The sequence below is a fragment of the Ornithinibacillus xuwenensis genome, from assembly GCF_039614845.1.
GTDB lineage: Bacteria > Bacillota > Bacilli > Bacillales > Amphibacillaceae > Ornithinibacillus > Ornithinibacillus xuwenensis.
In genome coordinates this window covers 16,266-38,922 of record NZ_JBDIML010000009.1, presented here as the reverse complement: position 1 = coordinate 38,922, position 22,657 = coordinate 16,266, and the positions used below count along the sequence as shown (strand labels likewise).

20 protein-coding genes are annotated in these 22,657 nt (G+C 38.0%); 17 read left to right on the top strand and 3 right to left on the bottom strand.

The window, feature by feature from the left end; genetic code table 11:
• Positions 1 to 282 precede the first annotated feature (282 nt).
• A complete protein-coding gene (locus ABC228_RS17705) occupies positions 283 to 1,413 on the top strand; it encodes a M20 peptidase aminoacylase family protein (protein ID WP_345826510.1) in 1,131 nt (376 codons plus the stop codon).
• 197 nt (positions 1,414 to 1,610) lie between these two features.
• The gene (gene menC / locus ABC228_RS17700; RefSeq protein WP_345826509.1) at positions 1,611 to 2,726 is read left to right on the top strand and encodes an o-succinylbenzoate synthase; all 1,116 of its coding nucleotides are present in this window, start codon (positions 1,611 to 1,613) and stop codon (positions 2,724 to 2,726) included.
• 72 nt (positions 2,727 to 2,798) lie between these two features.
• Here the strand turns inward: menC and ABC228_RS17695 are convergent, their stop codons facing one another.
• Positions 2,799 to 3,860 (bottom strand): N-acetylmuramoyl-L-alanine amidase family protein, encoded by a 1,062-nt coding sequence (locus ABC228_RS17695; RefSeq protein ID WP_345826508.1) that lies wholly within the window; start codon positions 3,858 to 3,860, stop codon positions 2,799 to 2,801.
• 222 nt (positions 3,861 to 4,082) lie between these two features.
• Between ABC228_RS17695 and ABC228_RS17690 the strand changes: the two genes are divergently transcribed.
• From ABC228_RS17690 to ABC228_RS17655, 8 genes are all read left to right on the top strand, one after another.
• Positions 4,083 to 4,844, top strand: a complete 762-nt coding sequence (locus tag ABC228_RS17690) for an IclR family transcriptional regulator (RefSeq protein ID WP_345826507.1) — start codon at positions 4,083 to 4,085, stop codon at positions 4,842 to 4,844.
• A 397-nt stretch (positions 4,845 to 5,241) separates the two neighbouring features.
• On the top strand, positions 5,242 to 6,144 hold the full coding sequence (locus tag ABC228_RS17685; RefSeq protein WP_345826506.1) for a fumarylacetoacetate hydrolase family protein: 903 nt from the start codon (positions 5,242 to 5,244) through the stop codon (positions 6,142 to 6,144).
• Between the two features lie 22 nt (positions 6,145 to 6,166).
• Positions 6,167 to 7,192: a galactitol-1-phosphate 5-dehydrogenase gene (locus ABC228_RS17680; protein WP_345826505.1), complete on the top strand. Its 1,026-nt coding sequence runs from the start codon at positions 6,167 to 6,169 to the stop codon at positions 7,190 to 7,192.
• Positions 7,193 to 7,221: 29 nt separating this feature from the next.
• Entirely contained in the window at positions 7,222 to 8,409 is a 1,188-nt protein-coding gene (rhmD, locus tag ABC228_RS17675; RefSeq protein ID WP_345826504.1) for an L-rhamnonate dehydratase, read from the top strand.
• A gap of 138 nt (positions 8,410 to 8,547) precedes the next feature.
• Positions 8,548 to 9,891, top strand: coding sequence for a GntP family permease (locus ABC228_RS17670; protein WP_345826503.1), 1,344 nt, complete (start codon positions 8,548 to 8,550; stop codon positions 9,889 to 9,891).
• Between the two features lie 98 nt (positions 9,892 to 9,989).
• Positions 9,990 to 10,709, top strand: coding sequence for a (Fe-S)-binding protein (locus ABC228_RS17665; RefSeq protein ID WP_345826502.1), 720 nt, complete (start codon positions 9,990 to 9,992; stop codon positions 10,707 to 10,709).
• A 15-nt stretch (positions 10,710 to 10,724) separates the two neighbouring features.
• Complete coding sequence (locus ABC228_RS17660; protein WP_345826501.1) at positions 10,725 to 12,152, top strand: LutB/LldF family L-lactate oxidation iron-sulfur protein; 1,428 nt, start codon at positions 10,725 to 10,727, stop codon at positions 12,150 to 12,152.
• A complete protein-coding gene (locus tag ABC228_RS17655; protein WP_345826500.1) occupies positions 12,149 to 12,853 on the top strand; it encodes a LutC/YkgG family protein in 705 nt (234 codons plus the stop codon). Before ABC228_RS17660 ends, ABC228_RS17655 begins: the two co-directional genes overlap by 4 nt.
• Before the next feature lie 334 nt (positions 12,854 to 13,187).
• Here the strand turns inward: ABC228_RS17655 and ABC228_RS17650 are convergent, their stop codons facing one another.
• Positions 13,188 to 13,682, bottom strand: a complete 495-nt coding sequence (locus tag ABC228_RS17650) for a GNAT family N-acetyltransferase (protein WP_345826499.1) — start codon at positions 13,680 to 13,682, stop codon at positions 13,188 to 13,190.
• A 446-nt stretch (positions 13,683 to 14,128) separates the two neighbouring features.
• Here ABC228_RS17650 and ABC228_RS17645 point away from each other — a divergent pair, with 446 nt between their 5' ends.
• The 4 genes from ABC228_RS17645 to lepB all read left to right on the top strand — a co-directional run bounded on the left by ABC228_RS17645 (position 14,129) and on the right by lepB (position 16,498).
• The gene (locus ABC228_RS17645) at positions 14,129 to 14,578 is read left to right on the top strand and encodes a hypothetical protein (protein ID WP_345826498.1); all 450 of its coding nucleotides are present in this window, start codon (positions 14,129 to 14,131) and stop codon (positions 14,576 to 14,578) included.
• A 13-nt stretch (positions 14,579 to 14,591) separates the two neighbouring features.
• Positions 14,592 to 15,374, top strand: coding sequence for a hypothetical protein (locus tag ABC228_RS17640; protein WP_345826497.1), 783 nt, complete (start codon positions 14,592 to 14,594; stop codon positions 15,372 to 15,374).
• A gap of 112 nt (positions 15,375 to 15,486) precedes the next feature.
• Complete coding sequence (locus ABC228_RS17635) at positions 15,487 to 15,966, top strand: hypothetical protein (protein ID WP_345826496.1); 480 nt, start codon at positions 15,487 to 15,489, stop codon at positions 15,964 to 15,966.
• The gene (lepB, locus tag ABC228_RS17630) at positions 15,956 to 16,498 is read left to right on the top strand and encodes a signal peptidase I (RefSeq protein ID WP_345826495.1); all 543 of its coding nucleotides are present in this window, start codon (positions 15,956 to 15,958) and stop codon (positions 16,496 to 16,498) included. Before ABC228_RS17635 ends, lepB begins: the two co-directional genes overlap by 11 nt.
• A 54-nt stretch (positions 16,499 to 16,552) precedes the next feature.
• On the opposite strand, the gene ABC228_RS17625 is transcribed toward lepB, so the two are convergent.
• Positions 16,553 to 17,530 carry a proline dehydrogenase family protein gene (locus tag ABC228_RS17625; RefSeq protein WP_345826494.1) on the bottom strand — a complete coding sequence of 326 codons (978 nt, stop codon included), beginning with the start codon at positions 17,528 to 17,530 and terminating at the stop codon, positions 16,553 to 16,555.
• A 609-nt stretch (positions 17,531 to 18,139) separates the two neighbouring features.
• On the opposite strand from ABC228_RS17625, the gene ABC228_RS17620 reads away from it, so the two are divergent.
• From ABC228_RS17620 to essA, 3 genes are all read left to right on the top strand, one after another.
• The gene (locus ABC228_RS17620; RefSeq protein ID WP_345826493.1) at positions 18,140 to 18,436 is read left to right on the top strand and encodes a WXG100 family type VII secretion target; all 297 of its coding nucleotides are present in this window, start codon (positions 18,140 to 18,142) and stop codon (positions 18,434 to 18,436) included.
• Positions 18,437 to 18,746: 310 nt separating this feature from the next.
• On the top strand, positions 18,747 to 22,181 hold the full coding sequence (gene esaA, locus ABC228_RS17615) for a type VII secretion protein EsaA (protein WP_345826492.1): 3,435 nt from the start codon (positions 18,747 to 18,749) through the stop codon (positions 22,179 to 22,181).
• A complete protein-coding gene (essA, locus tag ABC228_RS17610) occupies positions 22,156 to 22,656 on the top strand; it encodes a type VII secretion protein EssA (protein ID WP_345826491.1) in 501 nt (166 codons plus the stop codon). Before esaA ends, essA begins: the two co-directional genes overlap by 26 nt.
• Position 22,657: the final 1 nt, after the last annotated feature.

Sequence of the window (22,657 nt, the reverse complement as noted above, 5' to 3'; positions counted from 1 at the left end):
TACTCCTTATACTCCCATTAATCTAACTTTATTTTATCATAATGGACAGGAGAATGAATGGACGCTGATTAATAAAGGAAAGAGATTTACGGAATGAGTGTAGAAATAATTTGGCAATTAACTACCATCAATTGACTCAGACCTCGTTTTCCCATAAGCTTTGATACAAGAGTAATAATGGAGGGAAATATTCTCATTACATATGAATTGGAATTGGGACGATATATAGAATAATACTTGAATAATGCATAGGATATTATGGAAAGGAGTCTCAAGTACATCATGGGAACAACAATCCGTTCTTTACAACCATTATTAAAAGAAGTTTTCAATCACTTACACGCTAACCCGGAGGTTGGGTGGAAGGAGTATGAGACTACTAAATATATAGTTCGATTATTAAAAAATAGCAATTGTACAATCCGGACATTTAATGATATTACGGGTGTCGTTGTAGAAATTGGGAGTGGAAAACCAGTTGTTGCATTGCGTGCAGATATCGATGCATTATGGCAAGAGGTTGATGGAGAATTTAAAGCAAATCATTCTTGTGGTCATGATACCCATATGACGATTGTACTTGGGGTATTGTTTACATTTCTACAGGAAGGTCTGCCAAATAAAGGGACGTTGCGTTTTATATTTCAGCCCGCCGAGGAAAAAGGTGAAGGTGCATTAACCTTAGTAGAAAAAGGTATCGTGGATGATGCCGATTTTCTTTATGGATTACACCTGCGACCGATTCAGGAACTGAAATATGGACAGTATTCTCCTGCCATTCGTCATGGAGCGTCAAGAACTATTAAGGGCGTTATCGTTGGAGAGGATGCACATGGTGCAAGACCGCATTTAAATGCTAATGCGATTCAGGTTGGAAGTGAATTCTTTCAGCATTTGAATAATCTCTATATCGATCCAATGATTCCACATTCAGTTAAAATGACTAGCTTTCATGCTGGTGGTGAAAGTGCTAATATTATTCCAGGTAATGCAAACTTTTCAGTCGATATGCGTGCACAGACAAACGAGGCAATGGAAGAATTAATGGAGAAAATTGAGCGGATTGCAAGGATGCTTTCAACTTATCATGACGTGAAGATCGAATTGGAGATAGGTACGAATGTTGCTGCAGCAGTACTAAATGAAGAGGCTAGCCAACTCATGAAAAAAGCGATTGAAGACACTGTCGGAGCGGAGCATTTGGCACCAATTGTTACCACGACAGGCGGAGACGATTTTCACTTTTATACGATTAAAAGACCATCGATAAAGGCGACAATGCTTGCAATAGGGTGTGACCTAGAGCCAGGTCTACATCATCCGAAAATGTCGTTCAATCATGATGCAATCGAAACAAGTGTCGAAATCTTAGTGAAAGCAGTGAAAAAAACAATAGCGGAATACCAAGGATAAGGGGATTTTTATTGGAGATTGAAATTCGCGATATTTCATGTCTACGTGAATACGGCATATGCAGTAAGACGAGAAATCGTCTGGCAATCTCCTCTAACTCCTATTCCACTTAAGAAAAAATGATCGGCTTTTAGTATCGGAAGTGAAGCTGTCAGTTATTATTGCTTTGAAAATAATGAGGGGAGCTAGGTTAGGGTATGGCAATTTCGTTTCAAAAAATTATTTTACATAAATTACAGATGCGCATGATGGATCCTTTTCAGACGAGCTTTGGAACGATGCAAGATAAGGAATTCTATATTATAGAAGCTGTTGATACGGACGGTAATCGAGGTTTTGGCGAGACTGTAGCCTTTTCAGTTCCATGGTATACGGAGGAAACCGTCCAATCTAATAAAGAAATAATAGAAAATTACTTAATCCCAATCCTCAGGGAATCCGAAATTAACCATCCGGATGAAGTATTTCCGTTATTTTCAATGATTCGTGGAAATAATATGGCGAAAGCAGCAATAGAAGGTGCTATTTGGGATCTTTATGCGAAGCGGGAAGGAATTCCATTGGCTAAGGCACTTGGTGGAGAAAAAACTGAAATTGATGTTGGAATTAGTATTGGAATACAGCCAACGGTCAAACTGCTACTCGAGAAGATTTCGTATTTTGTGGAAGAAGGCTATAAGCGTGTAAAGCTTAAAATAAAGCCTGGTTATGATGTTGACGTTTTACGAGAGGTTCGTAAGCATTTTCCACAAACGCCAATAATGGTAGATGCGAACTCAGCTTATACGTTAAAGGATACAGAATTACTGCGCCAACTAGATGACTTCAATTTGCTTATGATTGAACAGCCACTTCAGCACCATGACATCATTGACCATGCCAAGCTACAAGCAAGGATTGAAACTCCGATTTGTTTGGATGAAAGCATCCATTCCTTTTACGATGCCGAGAAAGCAGTTGAGCTTGGTAGCTGTAAAATCATGAACATCAAAATAGGTCGTGTTGGTGGGCTGACGGAAGCGAAGCGAATTCATGATTACTGTCAGGAACATGGAATAGCTGTATGGTGTGGCGGTATGCTTGAGGCAGGAGTAGGTCGTGCACACAATGTTGCGATTTCAACATTATCCAATTTCATCCTACCCGGTGATACGGCTGGATCATCCCGCTATTGGAAAAAGGATATTATCCACCCAGAGGTTGTTGTAAAAGATGGTATCATCAAAGTCCCAACCGAACCTGGAATCGGGTATTCAATTGATGAGGAATCCTTAGAAGAATATCGCATCGAAAAAATAGCGTATGAATTTTAATAAAAGATGCCCCAGAGTCACTTGATTCTGGGGCAATTTATATTGTAAGGGAGGGTTTCATAGATTACTTGGTTATTCTTCTTCCTCAAAATATTCTAGCAATCCATCAGTAATAGCCTCAGCGACGGTATCCTGGTATTCTTCCGTTTGAATGACCTCCAAATTATCAGGATTGCTCATAAAGCCCAGCTCTAAAAGCAATGCAGGCTTGCTATTATTTACTAAAACATAGTAATCAGCCTTTCGGATGCCTCGATCAGTCATGGAAACAGAACCCATTAATGAATCTTGAATGTCTTTTGCGAGTTCTTGGCTTGATTGGTCATGATAATAGGTCGTCACACCATTTGCCGATGGATCTTCGAAGTAGTCATAATGCAGACTAATAAACACATCTGTTTCGTCATTGTTACTATGTTGTACCCGATCTTCTAATGGTATAAACGTATCGTCCTCACGGGTAAGTTCGACTTCTGCACCCTTTAATGTTAATTGATCAGCTACCTTTTGTGCGGTTGACAATGTGAGAGTCTTTTCATATACATCCTTACTAATTGCTCCAGAATCCTTTCCACCATGCCCAGCATCTATTAAAATATGATAGCCTGCCAGTTGTTCTTTTGTTACGGTTATCGAGTCCTCCGATATTTGTACTTTGTTAGGTTCTGTCATACCAATTGGTAACGTGATTTTCCCTTCTGTTGGATGCTCCAACGAAAATGTTTCACCTGATGTAGCTTCGCTTTCTTGCGCCTCTGTTTTTTCTTTGTATTGTTTTTCTACTTTATTTTCAGCTTCTATTTCATCTTTTGGATCCTGATCAATTTCTTCTATCGTTGCTGCCTCCTCAAGTGCAGTTAAATGCTCCGAGAAGACCCATACCGGTTTACCAGCAAAGAAGGTCTTTACCCAACCATTTTCTTCATCAAAGGTTCGTAGTTTGTTTCCTTTTACTAATTGACCGACGATTTCTGCTTCATCGTCTGGTGCCGCTCTCATATTTAAATAGGAGATATCTACCTCAAATAGCTTACCATTATCAACAGATTCTGCATGTGCCAATACCTGAGGTGTTAGTGAAAATATAATGACCAATATTCCTGTAATTAAAAACATATTCATAATCTTTCTCATATTCTATCATTCCCCTTTAGTAGATTATTAATCTAGTAAAAAGGATGACCAAGAAATACTAGATTTATACACGAAATAGAAAAAATATTGTTAGGTCACTTACATCCTATTTGAAAAGGGTTACAATAGAATTGTTGACGAGTGTGAAATTCCTATATAAAATGGAGGCAGTTCATCATACGAAACTTAGTTTATATATAGAAGTAATAAGGGGGCTACAGTATGGTTAAGAAATATTGGGTACCTGCTATAGAAAAGGCAAACCTAATCATCGAACAAATAGCCAAGCATCCAAATGAATTGAGACTAATTGACTTATCGAATCGATTAGAAATTAATAAGAGCTCCATGTATTCATTATTGAACACACTGGAAACATTAGGATGGATTAATAAGGAGAAGAGTGAAACCTATACATTGGGATCTGTTCTAGGCTTTATAGGATCCACCTATTTGAATCAATTTAATATTCTAGAGACTTTTTCAAAGGAAGCAAAAGAAGCAATTGCAAAAGTGGATGAACATGTCCAGCTTGGAAAGTTAATTGGAAGTGATGTGTTTTATATTGGAAGAGAAGAGGGGAGCTCTCCAGTTAGATTGGTTACTGATCCTGGAACTCGTTATCCTGCATATGCTTCTGCAATCGGAAAGATACAATTATCCAAGTATACGTATGAAGAATTGGAAGCGGTTTATCCTGAAGGAAGCTTTGTCAAGAAAACCAGCTATACAGTTGAAACGGTTGACCAGCTATGGGAGCAACTTAAAGCAGCACAAGCTAATGGATATGTGGTGGAAGAGCAGGAAGGTGCAGAAGGCTTTTATTGTGTCGCTGCCCCGGTATACGATCATAACAATCAAATCGCATATGGTGTGAGCTTTACGATGACAGAGCACAGTTGGAAGAAGAAAAAAGACGTAGCACGTGAGGAAATTATGAAACTCGCAAGGAAATTATCTACAAATGGTGGCCATATCGGCTAATTAGCTTGGAACAGTACCAATCGTATTAAAAACAAAAACCATCTCAAATTGAAACTTCTCATTCCTATCGATATTACTTTTTCATCATAGAATTTGCTAGATTATTATATTAGGAGAGAAATAATAAGCTATTTAATCTGCGACAAATACTATTTTGTCGCATTTTCTTTTGCTTATTTTTCGAGCAATTACGTAGGTTTAAAAATAATTTAAAAGAATTTGGAAAATTCTTTGACAATAATCCACGCTATATTTTATAATTGGTTTATCAAATAAAACTTAGTTTTTTATATTAAACCACAAAAGAAAATTAGCATCTTGCAGCGAAAACTAAGTATATTTTTTTATACACAATGGAAGCGTTATCAACGAATATACGACATAAAGGGGTGTACATATGAAACTATTAACGTTTCAACATCAGGAGCAACAGCGGGTTGGGATACAAGAAAAAGAAAACGTTTACGATTTAGTGGCATTGGTGGAGCAGTTTAACAAGGAAAACGATGAGAATTTATCCATTTCGAATGATTTAGATCGTATCGTCGTACAAAATTCAAAGACGATGCCAACGATACAAAAGGTATGGGAATGGGTGAAAGAAAATAAGTATGCTGTCTCAAACGCCACCTATAGCCTTGAGGATATAAAGGTTCTGGCTCCTGTACGTAGGCCTGGAAAAGTTGTTTGTGTAGGGAATAACTATATGGATCACTGTATGGAGCAAAATGTAGAGCCGCCGAAGAAGCCAATGATATTTTCAAAATGGGCATCGTGCATTGTAGGTCCAGATGACGCCATTGAATTACCGACTGATTCTGTTCAAGTGGACTATGAGGCAGAACTTGCTGTTGTAATCGGGAAGAAAGGGAAAAACATAACAGAGGAAGAAGCGATGGATTATGTTTTCGGTTACACCATTATGAATGATGTCAGTGCAAGAGATGTTCAATTTGAAGATGTTCAGTGGGTGAGAGGTAAATCCTATGATACATTTGCTCCAATTGGTCCAGTCCTTGTAACAAAGGAGGAAATAGAAGATCCACATAAGCTTGATATAAAACTTGATGTAAATGGTGAGCGATTACAAGATTCCAATACGAAGCATTTAATTTTTAACATCCCATTTATTATTTCCTATCTATCAAAAGGGTTTACATTTGAACCAGGTGATATTATCGCAACTGGTACACCACATGGGGTAGGTGTTTTCCGTGATCCACAGGTTTTCTTAAAATCAGGGGACACCTGCAGGATAGAAATTGAAAATGTTGGGGTATTAGAAAACACCGTACGTTAAAATTACTTGGGGGATGAATAATATGAAAGTACTATCATGGAATGGTCCTAAACAAATGGATATTGAAGAAAGACCAGTACCAGAGATAAAAGCCGATGAAGTGTTGGTAAAGGTGGATGTAGTTGGAATTTGTGGTTCAGAGATTGAAGGTTTCTTAGGACATAATAGCTTGCGAGTGCCACCACTTGTTATGGGGCATGAATTTAGTGGACGTGTAACAGAGCTAGGGGTTGCCGTAACTGGGGTAACAAAAGGAGCCAAGGTTGTGGTAAACCCACTCCTGACATGTGAAACCTGTAAGCAATGTGTGCGCGGAAATGAAACCCTATGTGAAAACAGACAAATTATTGGTATCCATCGTTCCGGAGCATTTGCAGAATATGTTGCAGTTCCAGCAAGTGCTATTGTAGAAGTACCAGAAAGCCTCGATTCATATGCAGCATCCTTAGCAGAACCTTTAGCATGTTGCTTTCGAGCGGTACGGAGAGCAATGGCACTACATTCGGTGCCAAATGTATTAATTTATGGAGCTGGTGCAATTGGTTTATTAAGCTCTTTTGTTGCAAAAGAGCTTGGGGCAAATAAAGTGATTGTTGCAGATATTAATGAGGAACGCTTAGCAACACTAAAAGATGTTGGTATTACGTACACGTTAAACAACGGTAAAGACGACTTTGAACAACAATTAGAGGATATTGTTGGATATAAGGGTGTCGATGTTATCATCGATGCTGTTGGCTTCCAACCAACTCGCTCACAATCTGCTAAGCTCGTTAACCCTGGCGGTGTCATTATGAATGTTGGACTTGGGATTGATGAAACAACAGTTCCAATTAACCACTTTATTCGTAGTGAAGTGACGGTGCTTGGATCATTCTGTTACACAAGACAGGACTTCCAAGATGCAGTTCAGCTTTTAGTAGAATCAAAGGTTACGCCTAAAGGATGGACGGAAGTTCGTACTTTGGAGGAAGGGCAGCAATCCTTTATGGATTTAGTAGAAGGCAAGGTTAAAAACAGTAAAATTTTCCTTAATATAAATTGCTAGAGTAATCACGCTTAGGGGAGGAAAAGAAAATGAGCGTTACAGGGCGTAAAATTGTAGACATTCGTGCTTATGTTGTTGGTGGAGGTGGAGCAGACTATCATGACCAGGACGGGGAGCACTGGATAGTGAATCAAATTGCAACACCAATGAGCATTTATCCAGAATATAAACAAACAAGAACTAGCTTTGGAATTAATGCATTAAAGACACTAGTTGTAGAGGTAGAATCAGATAATGGAGAAGTAGGAGTCGGGATTTCAACGGGTGGATTTCCAGCTGCATGGATTGTCATGAATCACCTGGATCGCTTCATCAAGGGGCAGGCAGTTGAAGCGGTAGAAAAAATGTGGGATCAAATGTATCGTTCGACTATGTACTATGGTCGAAAAGGTGTTGTTATGAACGCCATTTCTGCAGTCGATCTAGCATTATGGGACCTACTAGGAAAAATTAGGCAGGAGCCCGTATATGCGATGATAGGTGGCAAGGTGCGAGATGAAATTTCCTGTTATGCAACTGGTCCACGTCCTGACTTAGCCAAAGAGATGGGTTTTATTGGTGGAAAGATGCCTCTAGTCTATGGACATGCAGATGGTGAGGAAGGCTTGAAAAAGAACATTACCCAGCTGGCTGAGATGCGTGAAAAGGTTGGTGACGAATTCTGGCTAATGTGGGATTGCTGGATGGCACTAGATTTACCATATGCCCAAAAGCTAATGGAAAAATCGAATGATTATGGTCTTCGTTGGATTGAGGAATGCTTTAACCCAGATGATTATTGGGCCTACCGTGATCTGAAGAAGCGAGCGCCAAATAATGTCATGGTTACTGGTGGTGAGCATGAGGCAACTCGTTATGGATTTAAGATGCTGTTAGACTATTGTGATTTAGATATTCTTCAACCAGATGTAGGCTGGTGTGGTGGTTTAACCGAGCTTATTAAGATTGGTAATCTAGCAGAGAGCTATGGCAAGTATGTCGTACCACATGGTAGCGGAGTATATAGCTATCATTATGTCATGACAAAAACGAACAGCCCATTTGCCGAATATCTCGTGATGAGCCCACATGCAGATAAGGTTGTTCCACAATATTATCCATTACTAGAAGGAGAAATCATTCCTGAAAACGGTAAAGTGAAATTAGACGATCGTCCTGGATTCGGTGTTACGTTATCCAAGGATGCTGATTTAAAACAAATTTTAAAAGATGCATAGACAACTAGAATAAAATGACAAAATAAACCGCATCGACAGTCTACTTACTTAGGGGATTATGAATAATGAATGGTGCTAGTATGGAACATCTAGCACCTTCATAGAAGTATCTTTATATAAAACAAAGGGGGAAGTTTTATGGGTGCAGATATGATGTTGATTGTTTATCTAGTAATAGCGTTAGCGATTATGCTTGGCCTTGTCGTATTTTTTAAGTTAAATGTTGCCATATCGTTAGTTATCGCAAGTTTATTTATGGGGATTGTATCAGGATTAGGGCTAACCGGAACGTTAGGTGGAATCTCAGACGGATTCGGGAATATGATGCGAGATTTAGGTATTCCAATTGGTCTCGGGGTAATCTTAGGTAAATTGATTTCTGATTCAGGTGGTGCCTACTCTATTGCAAATGCAATTGTGAGTAAAACATCTGAAAAGCTAGCATTGTATTCTATCGGTCTTGCGGCATTTGTTTTGGCAATTCCAGTTTTCTTTGATGTTGCATTCATTATTTTGATACCGCTTGCAATCCAAATTGGGAAACAGTTGAATAAGCCACTACCATATCCAGTTGGTGCCATTATTATTGGAGCAGCTATTGCACATACGTTAGTTCCGCCTACACCAAATCCATTAGCGGCTTCAAGTATTCTAAATTTCGATTTAGGTATCATGATTTTAGTTGGAACAATTGTTGGTGGGATTGCAACAGTTGTAACCATTCGAATTTACTTCTTTATTTTAGAAAGAGGATTTTGGAAAAAAGAAACAGATGAGGATGCAACAATGGAAAATCCATATGGAAACATGGAGGTTCCTGCAAATCCACCATCTGCATGGCTAGCAATTATACCGATTATACTTCCAAGTATTATGATTTTGTTAGGTTCTGTTGGTAGCGTTTTCTATGAAGAGAATCCTGAGGTTATTTCATTCTTAAGTAACCGGATTATTGCACTATTACTAGGTACAATAGCTGCCTATTTTGTAGCGGCGAAAACAATGAACAAAACCCAACGGGACAATACAGCTTCCGAAGCAATGCAAGCAACTGGTATCGTATTATTAATTACAGGCGCTGGTGGTGCATTTGGAAATATTATTCGTAGTACAGGTATTGATCAGGCCATTCTAGACATCTTTGTAAGTGACGCACAATCTACATTAAGTGTTATTTTACTGGCATTCTTTATGGGTGTTCTATTCCGCACCATAACGGGTTCTGGTACTGTTGCTGGAATCACGACCATGACGATCATGGCTGGTGTTACAGCTGGTGTAGATATTCATCCAGTTTGGGTAGCGATGGCATCACTTTCCGGTGGATTAATGCTTGGACATGTGAATGACAGTGGATTCTGGATTACAACAAAAATCGCTGGTTTAACCGTTAAGGGTGGTATGAAGACTTATACGGTGAGTGAGGCAATTGCTGGGTTTGTTGTCTTGATTATTACCATTATTGGTGCACATATTTTTTAAGTAAATGACTATATTTCCCTTGATGGAGGAACAGCTAATTTTCAATCCGTCAAGGGTTATCCTATTTTCACAACTAATCTATTAAGAAGGTGAACGACATGAACGTTTCCTTGTTCATTACATGTCTGTGTGATATTTTTTCGACGAATGTTGGTAAAGATACAGTAGAAATATTAGAACGAGTCGGTTGTGAGGTTGACTTTCCGGAGCTCCAAACCTGTTGTGGTCAGCCAGCATATAACAGTGGCTACGTAAAGGAATCCAAAGAAGCGATGAAACAAATGATGCGAGCCTTTAAACATTCGGAATATGTTGTTGGGCCATCAGGCTCCTGTGTAGGGATGTTACGAGAATATCCGGAGGTTTTCAAAGGAGATGTGGTATGGGAAGAGGAAGCAAAAGCGTTAGCTGAGAAATCCTATGAACTGACACAATTCCTTGTTGATGTGCTTGGTATTGTGGATGTTGGTTCTACATTTAAAGGAAAGGTGACGTATCACCCATCCTGTCACATGACACGTATTTTAGGTGTGAAGGATGCACCGAAAGCGTTGCTCAATAATATTGAGGGTGTGAAATTAATAGAGCTACCTGTTGCAGAGGATTGCTGTGGATTTGGTGGGACATTTGCTGTAAAAAATGCTGCAATTTCAGAGCAGATGGTGTCCGAAAAATCCCAGCATGTCTCAGAAACTGGTGCTGAATATTTAGTTGGTGGTGACATGGGCTGTTTATTCAATATTGGTGGTCGAATGGCTCGTGAAGGAAAACAAGTAGAAGTAGTACACATCACAGAGATATTAAACTATCAGAAATAAATGGAGGTATCATAAATGAGTGTAAGAATTGGAAATGCTCCATTTGATGAACGGGTACAGCATGGTATAGAAAATGATTTTATGCGAAAGGCTGTTTCCTCTGCTCAAGGTCGCTTTAGAAGTCAGAAACAAGCAGCTGCAACTGAATTGGGCAATTGGGAGGATTGGCGTACCTTAGGGGAAGAAATTCGCAGTCACACATTAGAAAATATCGATTATTATTTGCAGCAACTAAGTGATGAGGTATCAAAACGTGGTGGAAAGGTGTTTTTTGCCCAGACCGCTGAAGAGGCGAATACGTATATACAGCATGTCATTCAGGAAAAAGATGCCAAGAAAATTGTAAAGTCTAAATCAATGGTGACAGAAGAAATCGGGTTAAATCATGCCCTTGAAGAAGTGGGTGCCGAAGTAGTTGAAACGGACTTAGGAGAATGGATTCTGCAATTAGATGAGGATCCCCCTTCTCATATTGTAACACCAGCTCTGCATAAGGACAGAGGACAAATTCGCAAAACATTTGCTGAGAAAAAGGGATATGATAAGTCGGATACTCCTGAGGAGCTTGGTTTATTTGCACGAGAACAGTTACGGAAGGATTTTTTACGTGCTGATATTGGCATCACGGGCTGTAACTTTGCTGTAGCGGAATCTGGAGCAGTTACCCTTGTTACAAATGAAGGGAATGCTAGATTAGTAACGGCTTTGCCAGATACACAAATTACGGTCATGGGGATGGAAAGACTGGTACCGACATGGGAGGACCTAGAGGTAATGGTGAGCTTACTGACCAGATCTGCTGTCGGGCAAAAGCTTACTAGCTATGTTACATCCATAACAGGAACACGTTTAGAGGATGAAGTAGATGGACCAGAGGAGTTTCATTTAGTCATATTGGATAATGGTCGTTCTAAAATCCTAGGAACGGAATTTCAAGCAGCATTGCACTGCATTCGTTGTGCATCTTGCATTAATGCATGCCCGGTTTATCGTCATATCGGAGGCCATGCATATGGCTCCATTTATCCTGGACCAATTGGTGCAGTGTTAACCCCGCTATTGGATGGCTATGATGAACATAAGGAATTACCATATGCTTCTTCCTTATGTGGTGCTTGTACGGAGGCTTGTCCTGTAAAAATACCATTACATGAAATGTTAATTCGTCATAGACAAATTATTGTGGAAAAGGAGAAAAAATATCCAGTAGCTGAAAAAGCAATGATGAAGGGATATGCCAAGTGGGCTTCTAGTCCCGCCGCTTATAAGCTTAGTACAAAAGTTGCCCGTCCATCACTAAAACTGTGGACAAAGGACGAAACCATAACGAATGGACCAGGTCCATTAAAAGGCTGGACAAATTCTCGTCATTTCCCAGCACCAAGTAAAAAATCCTTTCGTGCTTGGTATAAGGAAAGAGAAAAGGGGGCTAAATCAGAATGACTGTTTTAAATCGGGAAACATTCTTAACTAATTTAGCAGATAATCTTGGACGCCCTCGCAGAATAACAGGAGTAGAGCGTCCGACATGGAGTGTTCAACCACAGTGGGATGTCTATCAGCACCTATCGTCAGATGAATTAATAGATATACTGGAAAAGCAATGTCAGGTAATTCATACAGACTTTAAGCGAACAGATAGGGCAAGCCTTGAACAAGTATTACGGAAAGTTATCGAAGGTTATAATGGCCAGTCCATTGTAGCGGCTAATGATCCCAGAAATAAGGAATTTGGACTTCAAGTGTTATTTAGCAGGTTAATGGAAGAAGGGAAAGAAGTTCATGTATGGGATTCCAAATTAGAAAAGGATAATATAACGTTTGCTGAGCGTGCTGATGTCGGTATTACTTTTAGTGATATAACACTAGCAGAGTCTGGAACGGTCACATTATTTAATAATAGGTATAATGGTCGATCCATTAGTTTATTACCGAAGACATATATTGCTATCATCCCAAAAGAAACGATTGTTCAGAGAATGACGCAAGCTGCAAAACAGATTCACGACGCCAATCAACAGGGGAATGATGTAGCGTCTTGCGTAAGTTTTATTACCGGTCCATCTAATAGTGCGGATATTGAAATGAATTTAATCGTAGGTGTTCATGGGCCAATCCAAGTAACGTATATTGTGGTTGACTAGTATTGTTACGACCATCAAAAGACTATCAAGTAATCAAGGGGCTGGGACTAAAGTATTTTTAGCAAGGAAAAAACGAACAATTATAGCTAGTGCATATATCCCGATCCGGAAATATACTTCGCTTTCACTTCCAGTACAGGGGCGACAACTGTTCGTGAGCAACCTCACAGTGTCTACCTTGCCGCGGGCGGCTGGTGAGCCTCCTCGTGCTAACGCACTGTAGGGTCTCACCGATGCCTTTCCTCCCGCAGGAGTCTACGCATATTTCCGGATCTAGTTTAGTTTATCGTTCGGCTTTTCAGAATTCCCTATTAGTTTTGTCCCTTCCTCTTCCTTATAGTAGCTTGTAAAGATAATACTCGTTTACTGGCTCTCCTTCTATCATGAGCGAGTTTACCTTTTCTCCTTCTATTATAAACCCCATCTTTCGGTAAAGGTTAAAGGCTTTTGTATTATGCTTCATAACCGTAAGTTCTAGCCGTGTGATTTCTTTTTCTTTTGCCCATGTAAATGCTTGGTGGAATAGTCTAGTAGCCACACCTTGACCGCGATAGTTTTCATCAACACCTAATACGAGGTAGGCTTTATGTTGGATTCGCTTTAGAGTCCCCCCTATTATCATTAAATATCCTACAAGCCCCTCCTCTGCTTCGGCAACGAACACAGTAGATTTTTTCTGTGCTAAGATTCCTTCAATGGCTTTCACCTGTTGTTCTACTGTTGTTGTTCTTTCCCCTGCTTCGTATAGCATAAAACCGGATTTTTCAACATGCTTACATAAATCAAGAAATTCCTTTGCATCAGATGGTTTTATCAGTCTGATTTTCATCTTATTCCCCCATTTTAACTAGAAATTTTTCCTATTATTCTACCATTAATCTAGTAAAACGTACTAGATTGTTTGACTGCTGCTAGAAGTAGTTAAAATATGACAAATTATGACGATTAACTCGTGTAGTAATGGTGTCTACCTGGGGATTACATACTGCGAGTAAAGTTCTAGTAAGCTCATGACTTTCATTCCTATCCCCTCATTAAGTTGGATTATTTTTACCTTTTTTTACATGATCTGTCTTTATTATTCACATTCCTAGTTATTGATTTCACAAATCTACATTTTTTTCTCCTTCTCTAGTAGGTTTTTAAAACTATCAGACTATTAAATAAATAGTATATTATTCTGATTTTTTATTTGGGTTTTTCTGTTAATATGGGTACACCGAGTCATGAATACGTATATGGATGCATGTTTTCTAGTAGAAAGGATAGGTGATAGTGAAGAAAAAAGTATTGGTAGGACTTATGATAGTATTGCTTCTTATGCTGGCGAAAGAAGTATACGTTTATGCTAGTTCAAAAAATAGTTTGCTAGACAATGGTATGCTTCAACATGCCATTTCAACAATGGAAGAATGGTTAAACATTCAAAAGGATGGGGTTCATGAATTATTTTATGACCTAGAGGATGGCGGTTCTTCAACAATTGAAGACAAAGTGGACGATATTTACCTTGCGATTTCTAGTGAAACGGTCGAGGAAATAGAAGCGCATAATCGGAATTATTTATCGAGTCTTTCCAGTGAAAGGGAAAGCTTTTCTAGTGAACAGTTATTTCACGAGTATACCCAAGAGAAACAAGCGGAGATACAGACAGAAATAGAAGCGGATCTGGAAGATTTTCTGCTTGAATTATTAGAGACTGAAGCTACTAAAAATAATGAATAGAGGAGAATGCGAGTTGAAATTATTTAAAGGGTCAATGAAGAAAAAAGTGATTACAGGAGTTATCGTTGTAGGGGTCTTTACAAGTACAGGCGTTGCGTTTGCAAACACAGATGCTGGTGAGAAGATTCGAGAGTGGTATCAAGGTATGTTTGACCAGTCAGTTCAAACAATTGAAGATGAAGTAAGTGCTTATGGCGAGAGCAAAATTCCAGAATTAACTGCAGAATATGAGGCATTAAAGGAAGAAGTTCAGGTTGATATTGATTTATCAAGAGAGCTTGAAACTGGCCAATCATTAGAGGAAATTATGAACGCTAAATTAAGCCATCTAGAATCACTTGATGCGGAAAAACAAGCGATTCTAGCTACCATCGGTGAGGAATTTTATGGTGTATTTCTTGATGGATATTTTGAAATACAAGATTTATCCGCTCAAGGACTCGATTATGCGACAAATGATCTAACAGCATTTACTGGTGAAGTTGGACAAGCTGCTGTGGATGAAATGACGACGGATATCCATACGGCGAGAGATGAAGCAGTTGCCGATTTAGAAGAGGCAATTCGTCAGGCACAAGAGCAACTAGGTGCTGAGTTAGATAATCAAGAAATAATTACAATTGATAATTTAAAAAATCAGGTGGACTGGGCAATTGAAGATTTACGTAAACAGGTAACTGCTTTACTACAAACCTTAGTGGATGAACAAAAAGAAATCATTGTTGCTAAGGCACAAGAATTAGAAGATGAAGCAAAAGCTGCTCTAGACAGTGTTGTAGACGGTATTACGGAGTAAATAGTAGCAGTAGCAAACGAAGGTATTCAAGTAGGTGATTATTTTCGTTTCATGTATACAATTAGGGTCTCTTGATGAGGGACCCTTTGAGTATTTGTAGGAGGGATAATATATGCGTATAAAGCTATCTAAAAAGCTAATCGGATTTATACTTGTCCTGTTGATTATCGGTAGCGGGGTTAAAGTAGCCTTTGCAGATCAAGATATAGCTGGAATGATTTCGAATTGGTTGCATAACAAAACAGAAGAATCCATCGAAGAAATTGATAAAGCCATTACACAAGAACAAGCGAAGCAAACGACTCGTTTAAAAGAGGAATTGCAAGCAGCCATACAGAATGCGGAGAAACAATTTAATCAATTCGTAGAGCGAGAGAAGACCAATCGAATAACAGAATTAGAAAACTACACGGACACATTAATTCAAAGCATTGATATTGAAACGAAATCCGGTCAAGCTATGCTACAGAAATTAAATCAAATTTTGGATGAAGCCAAGACCGAGATGAGTGCTGTTGTAAACGATAATTCTGCTAATTCAGGTGAGGGCAGCTCTAACCAAAACGAACAGGGTGATGCAGATGCAAACTGATACACTATTGGAAAAGAACATGAAAGTTGAAAAAGATGATACGGAAAAATCGAGTATCGTAAGCTGGGTAATGTACATAGCAATTCTTGTAGGTATCATTTTGTTCGTCAAATATGTCATCGGCTTTACGGTTATCAGTGGCAGTTCCATGAATCCAACCTTAGAGGACGGCGATTTTATTCTGACCAGTAATATGCTTTACACAATTGAACGTGATGACATCATTGTATACCGAGACGATCAAGGGTTTCATGTCATTAAACGAGTCATTGGATTACCGAATGATACTATCGCGATTGAAAATGGCGTGGTATTTGTGAATGGGGAAGCGATGGAAGAAGATTATATTACTGGAATTGCGCAGGACATGAAGGAAGTGGTGGTACCGAATGATGCCTACTTTGTTATCGGGGATAATCGGAATCCAGGAGAGAGCCTGGATAGTAGAAGTAATAAGGTAGGTCCAATTGCAAAGGAAAAAATACAGGGAGAGGCAGTGTTTTCAATCCTTCCTTTTACAACGATTAAGTAGACAGAATTCTAACAAAAAAAGATGCGACCTCCGCATCTTTTTTCAACTAAGCTATTATTTCTTTCTTTTCTTTGTTAATCTACCAAGTAAGAATGCTCCTGCTGCAACACCGAGTACAGTATTTGTTTTCTTATTGAAGACTTGTTTAACGACTAATTTAATATTTTGTGGACGCTCTGCTAGGCGTCTCATATAGTAGCCATACCAATCATCACCGAAAGGAACGTATGTGCAGAAGTTATAACCTTCTTTTGCTAATTCTAACTGCATTTCTTTACGGAAACCATATAGCATTTGAAATTCAAATTTGTCTAATGGAATATTATTCTCCTCTACAAATTGCTTCACATGATTAATAATATGATGATCATGAGTTGCAATAGAAGTGAATTTACCACTTAGCAAATGATATTCGATTAGCTTTAAGAAGTTTTGGTCGATATCTTTTTTATCCTGATAAGCTACAGTTTCTGGTTCTTTATACGCACCCTTAACAATACGTAGGCGGTAATCCTTATACTTCTCAATGTTTTTAACAGATTCATAAAAATAAGCTTGAATAACGGTTCCAATATTATCGAATTCGGTTGAAAGCTCATCAATTAATGTAAAGGATGGCTTCAAGTGCCCATAATCTTCCATATCGAAGTTAATAAATATAGCATATTCGCTAGCTTTGGAAACGATTTCTTTTAAGTTCTGTTTACAAAACTCATAGTCAATATCAAGCCCAAGCTGTGTAGGCTTTAATGAAATATGTGCATCTACCTCGTTGGCATGAATTGCTTCGATTACTTCAAGAATTTGATTCTTTGCTTTTATTGCCTCTTCTTCCTCTAGGACAAACTCTCCTAAATTATCAATTGTTGCAGAAATACCATGGATGTTTAGTTCTTTCACACTTTGGATCATCTCATCAATATTTGTACCAGCAACGACGGATTGAGCACCCATTTTTAAACCGTATTTTTTTGCAGCATTATTTAAAAATTGATTTTGAGACATTCCCATGAAGAAATCTTTCAATACCATTATGCATACCCTCTTTTTGCTTTTTTCTTTTATTATATCGGAAAGTATAGGTACCTGTCACTTCTTGAAGTATCCCGACATATTCTTTACTATTTTAGCAAATTATGGGTTATTTCTTCATTCATTGTAATTTTAACAGGAAAGTAACTAATTTATATCAGTATAAAGTGGCATAATATACACATTTACAGGCGCAATGTGCAAGCGAATTGGATAGTCTACTTAGAAGAAAGTTGATTTAAACTGCTAATGCTTTTTTTGTAAATAATATCGAAAAATAGTTCTAATCACAGGTGATTGGAACTATTTTTGTTATGTATAGCTAGTCATAAGAATTGTCCGTCGACAAATATTGACAAGTTTGTAGAATGACAGGCAAAAGGTAATGGATATTTTTACCTAATTTCGCAGATGGAATAATGTGGTTATTAATGGTAAATAGTTCCAAATATTCATTTTCCTAAAATATCCAATTCCTTCGTTGACTTTATAAATAAAGATACTTAGTCTTTAATTGAGGTTATTTGTATAGGTTAAATGAATTACATAACGTAGTACATTTATAGCGTAACCTCATAGAATAATATTTATAAAGGGAGATGGAATATTATGTCAGGTCAAATCCGGATGTCACCAGATCAATTACAAGACAAAGCGAAGCGTTATGGTCAAAGTGCTCAGCAAATTGATCAAATCCTAAGAGATCTTTCAAACTTACAGGAAGAATTAAGAGGGGAGTGGGAAGGTCGTGCGTTTGAACGTTTTGATGATCAATTTAGAGAATTATCACCAAAAGTACAAGACTTCTCCCGCTTAATGCAAGATATTGAGATGCAATTGACCAAAACTGCTGAGGCTGTTGCTCAACAAGATCAAGCTTTATCACAAAACTTTGGATTACGATAATCGTTGTAATTTCAAGAAAGTCGTCGATGAGTTTATTGCCTAGTTCATAAAGGCATAAACTATGATACAAGAAAGAACCTATGAGCTGCACGACTAAAGTTGTGTAGCTCATTATACATTGACTATACATAATTCTACCAAGTGATAAAACAGGGTGCTCAAGAAGCCGCGAAACGTATGATACCGATAGTGATATTCATTCCACGAGTAACTGATACCTACCTAACAATGCTTTTTACTTTATGGTATCTTCTACTATTTCGTTGTACTTTTTGACTTTTATTAATGGATGTAGTAGGAGTGAGAAATAATGAAGAACTTAAATAAACAATGGCTATTATTTTTAGTTTTAAGCTTATTATTAGCTAGTGGATTATCCTATCTTGTATTAAAGCAAGAGGATGAAACTAGAGCAGAACAATCAAGCGATATGCTAAAGATGAATATTGCCTTGGTTAATGAGGATGAGGGTGCTGAGTTTGGTAATGAACAGCTAGCGTTTGGTGATGCTTTCGTTAGGAGCCTGAATAATAATGAGGAGCACAATTGGTTTGTTGTAAGCCGTGGTGTTGCAGAAAGTGGCTTAAGCGGAAATGTTTACGACATGATGATTGTTATTCCGAATGATTTCTCCGAAAAATCCGTATCGATTGATTCCGAAACACCAGAACAAGTAGTACTTGATTATAAAATAAATGCTTCAGATGATGAACAAATTGAGGCTGAAGCAGAGAAAACCGTAAGTAATATATTAAATGATTTTAATCGTCGAATTATCGATGTTTACTTTGCTAGTATTATAGGAAATTTACAGGATGCACAAGATTCTATTGGTGAGATTATTAACCAACAAACACAATATACGAATATGTTTAATCATAACGTTAATGGTCCGCTTTCAGGTTATACAAATCAGTTTGAAATTTTAAAAGGATATAGTCTATCTTCACGCGAGACCTTTTCAGGTTTTGAGGATACTTTACAGCTGATTGAGAATCAGTTAATCGATAACATTGATACTGGCCAACGTTATTTAACCGATATAGATGAGTTTTCAACTCTAAAAGAAACAAATTATGTATCACTACTAAATTATGGGGAAGCATTAACACAGTTTGATGGAGCACTAAAACATGATGATGTTGACCAACAACTAAATCAGTTACAAGCTACCAATAATTTCATCAATCAACAATTACAGCAGCAAGATATCGAACAGCCAAATAATCTTGCCTTTGATTCTATGAAACTACGAGACTATTTTCTAGATGCGAATGAAAAGGTAAGGCAAATAGAAGGAACATTAACAGAGACGCTCGAATCTGATTTAGTTAGCAATATAGAAGAACGATTGAGAGAAATATTTGCTGATGCATTTCATAATCAAAATATGAATCTCAATACATTATTTGAAGCACCTGATCAACAAGCACATCAGCAAATTCAAGAAAAAATTGAAACATTACCTTCTCTAGTTGAGACAGATATTCAAAACGCTGGATTATCGGGGGAACAAGTTCTGGAGTTAGGGAATGTTATTGCTGTTACCAATAAATATTTGCAGGAATTTAATTATACTCCTTCACCAAAAGACAATAGTGGAATGCTAAAATATCAAATTCAAGCAATAAAGAATCATTTAGCATCAACTGGTGTTACGATGGCGGATACAGTTGAATTACCCAAAAATGAAAAGGAAGGTCAAATCTTCAGACTGGACATTCCGGCTGCATATGATTTAAATCGGTTAACGCTGACAATGCCAAATCAAGAGGAAGCAGACTATACAGATGTCTATAAAGAGAATGGAGAAGTAAGTTTACCTGCGAATGAACAAGGTATCTTTACGGTATCGGTTACCCTCTTATTAAAGGATGCAGCAAGTGATATCGATGTGTTCCAACCAGCAACATGGAACTGGGAAATGGAACAACGAGATGTCACAAATGTAGATACGCCAGAAGATGTTGCCTCGCTTATTTATCAAGCATCTTTAGTTGCGAGCGTGTCAACGGAGTCAGGGAATAGTACTGATGTAAATGAGAGTAATCCTATTGAAGGAACACAAACAACCGAAGAGCCTGCTTCAACTGAACCGATAATCGATGAAAATGTATCAGGCTCTACAACTCCCGAAGAAGAACCTGTGGAAGTCATTAACAATAATGAAGCCAATAATGGCGGAGAAGTAGCTCCAGTTGAAGGAACGGATCCAGAACCGGATCCAGAACCTACACCGGATCCTGAACCGGTAAAAGTTGAGGTTATCAATAACTTTATTCGTCATAAGGTGATGTCTCCAGTATATGATTCAAGTACTGAATTGCTTATTAATGCTGCAACCAATACGGTAAGTAATTATAATCAACTACTATCCCTATATGAAATGTACTTTGGGCTTGATATGGATAGTGCGGGACTTAAAGGACGTCTAAATAGTAATCCATTAGCTGATTTAGCTACAGAGTCCTCCCTTTATTACTTGTTTAATGTAAAAGAAATTGAAGACTTAATTACGGATTATGTGGTCTCCAATGTAAAAGGCGGCATTACCGAAGAAATTCGTACGCCAATTGAGGATTTGCAACAGCAAATCATTTCGTACCGAGAATTTGCTGAGGTAGCAGAAAAGAATTCCAATGCACTGGTAGCTAAAGTGTTGAAAACCTCGGAGCAAGCAGTGCTATTAAATGATAGCTTGCAGGAAACCTTACAAGATGTTGCCGAGTGGCGTCAGTCAAGTCTCAATTTATTGGATAAACAGAGTGAAGTTCAAGCAAATGCGGATAATGAGCAGCTAGAGCTAGTATCACTTGGTAGTGAATTACAGCCAATTCTTTCAGCGACACAGTCTCTTGTTGAGCAGACAAGAGGTAACTTAGACTCAGCTGAAACGGTTTATCAGGCTTTTGAGATGGTTGATACCCAAGCTGATGCCATTGAACAAAGCGGCGAGGATCTTGTTCAAACGGCTAATCAATTATCAGTGGAGATGACAGATAAACTTGTAGAGGACCAAGCGTTTGCCGATAATTTCACAAATGTGCTTGCAAATAGTCGTATAGGTGAAAGACAAAATGAAAACCTATATGAGTTTCTCTCGCATCCTGTTCAAACAAGTAATGAAGGAATTATTACAAAGAGCGAAACCTATTCACCATATTTCTTAGTTCTGACTTGCTTTATCGTTGTATTGTTTACGGCATATGTTATTTCTACGATTCAACAGAAAAGAGTTGAGCAAGATCAGTTTTCCGCTGAAAAATCAGTGATTAATAAGAACCTACCAATCACAATTATTACGGCTTGTATTGGGATAGTAGAAGGAATTATTATTGGGCTCATGTCTAGTTATTTTCTACAAATTGTTGCGGGAAGTATGATCATCTGGACGTTATTCCTATCCGCTGTCATGGTGGTGATGCTTCTAATAGCAACTTATTTGTTAAGACAACTAAAGATGGTTGGAATGTTTTTATTGCTTATTGTTTTAAGCTTATATTTATTCTCATCCAATGCGATTGGTACTGGTATAGAGGCAATCAATAAACTAAAAGCATTTTCACCATTACAGTATGTCGATACGCTATTACAACAGATAATCCAAGGGAATCCTAATTATGCTTTAGCAACGTTGTTTTTATTAGGTTTATTAATTGTAGGAATTCTAGCTAATTTATTTGTCATACATCGAAATCAATCAAAAGGAGAACTAGAAGATGAAAGTACAGCTAAAGCTAGTTAAGCGGGTACTATTATGTTCCTCTATTCTACTGATACTAGGTGGCAATGCACATCTAGTATCAGCTGAATCTAGTTCTAATGATCGAGGGAATCTTGAATTTAAGATTGATCGTATCGAAAAAGGTAATGAAACTGACAAAGAAATTCGTGAAACAGAACTGGAAAAAGTATTTCCGACTTTGTTTACTGAAGAAATAGAATCGAATATTCAAGCAAAACAAATTGAAGAGGAACAATCCTTAGAAGAACTAGAGCAATCTCTGTTTTCTATGGAGACAGAGTCCTACGAAACCCTTGAGGATATTAAGCAAACATTGTTTACAGAAGAATATAGCGCATCAGCATCTACTACCGTACAAGAGCAAGAAGATCGTAAGCAATCAGGCTGGGGCACGCCTATTATAGCTGTGTTTATCGGCTTTGCGCTTTTATTATGTGGTGGGGTATATGTCTTGATGCGTAAATTGCTAGATTAGG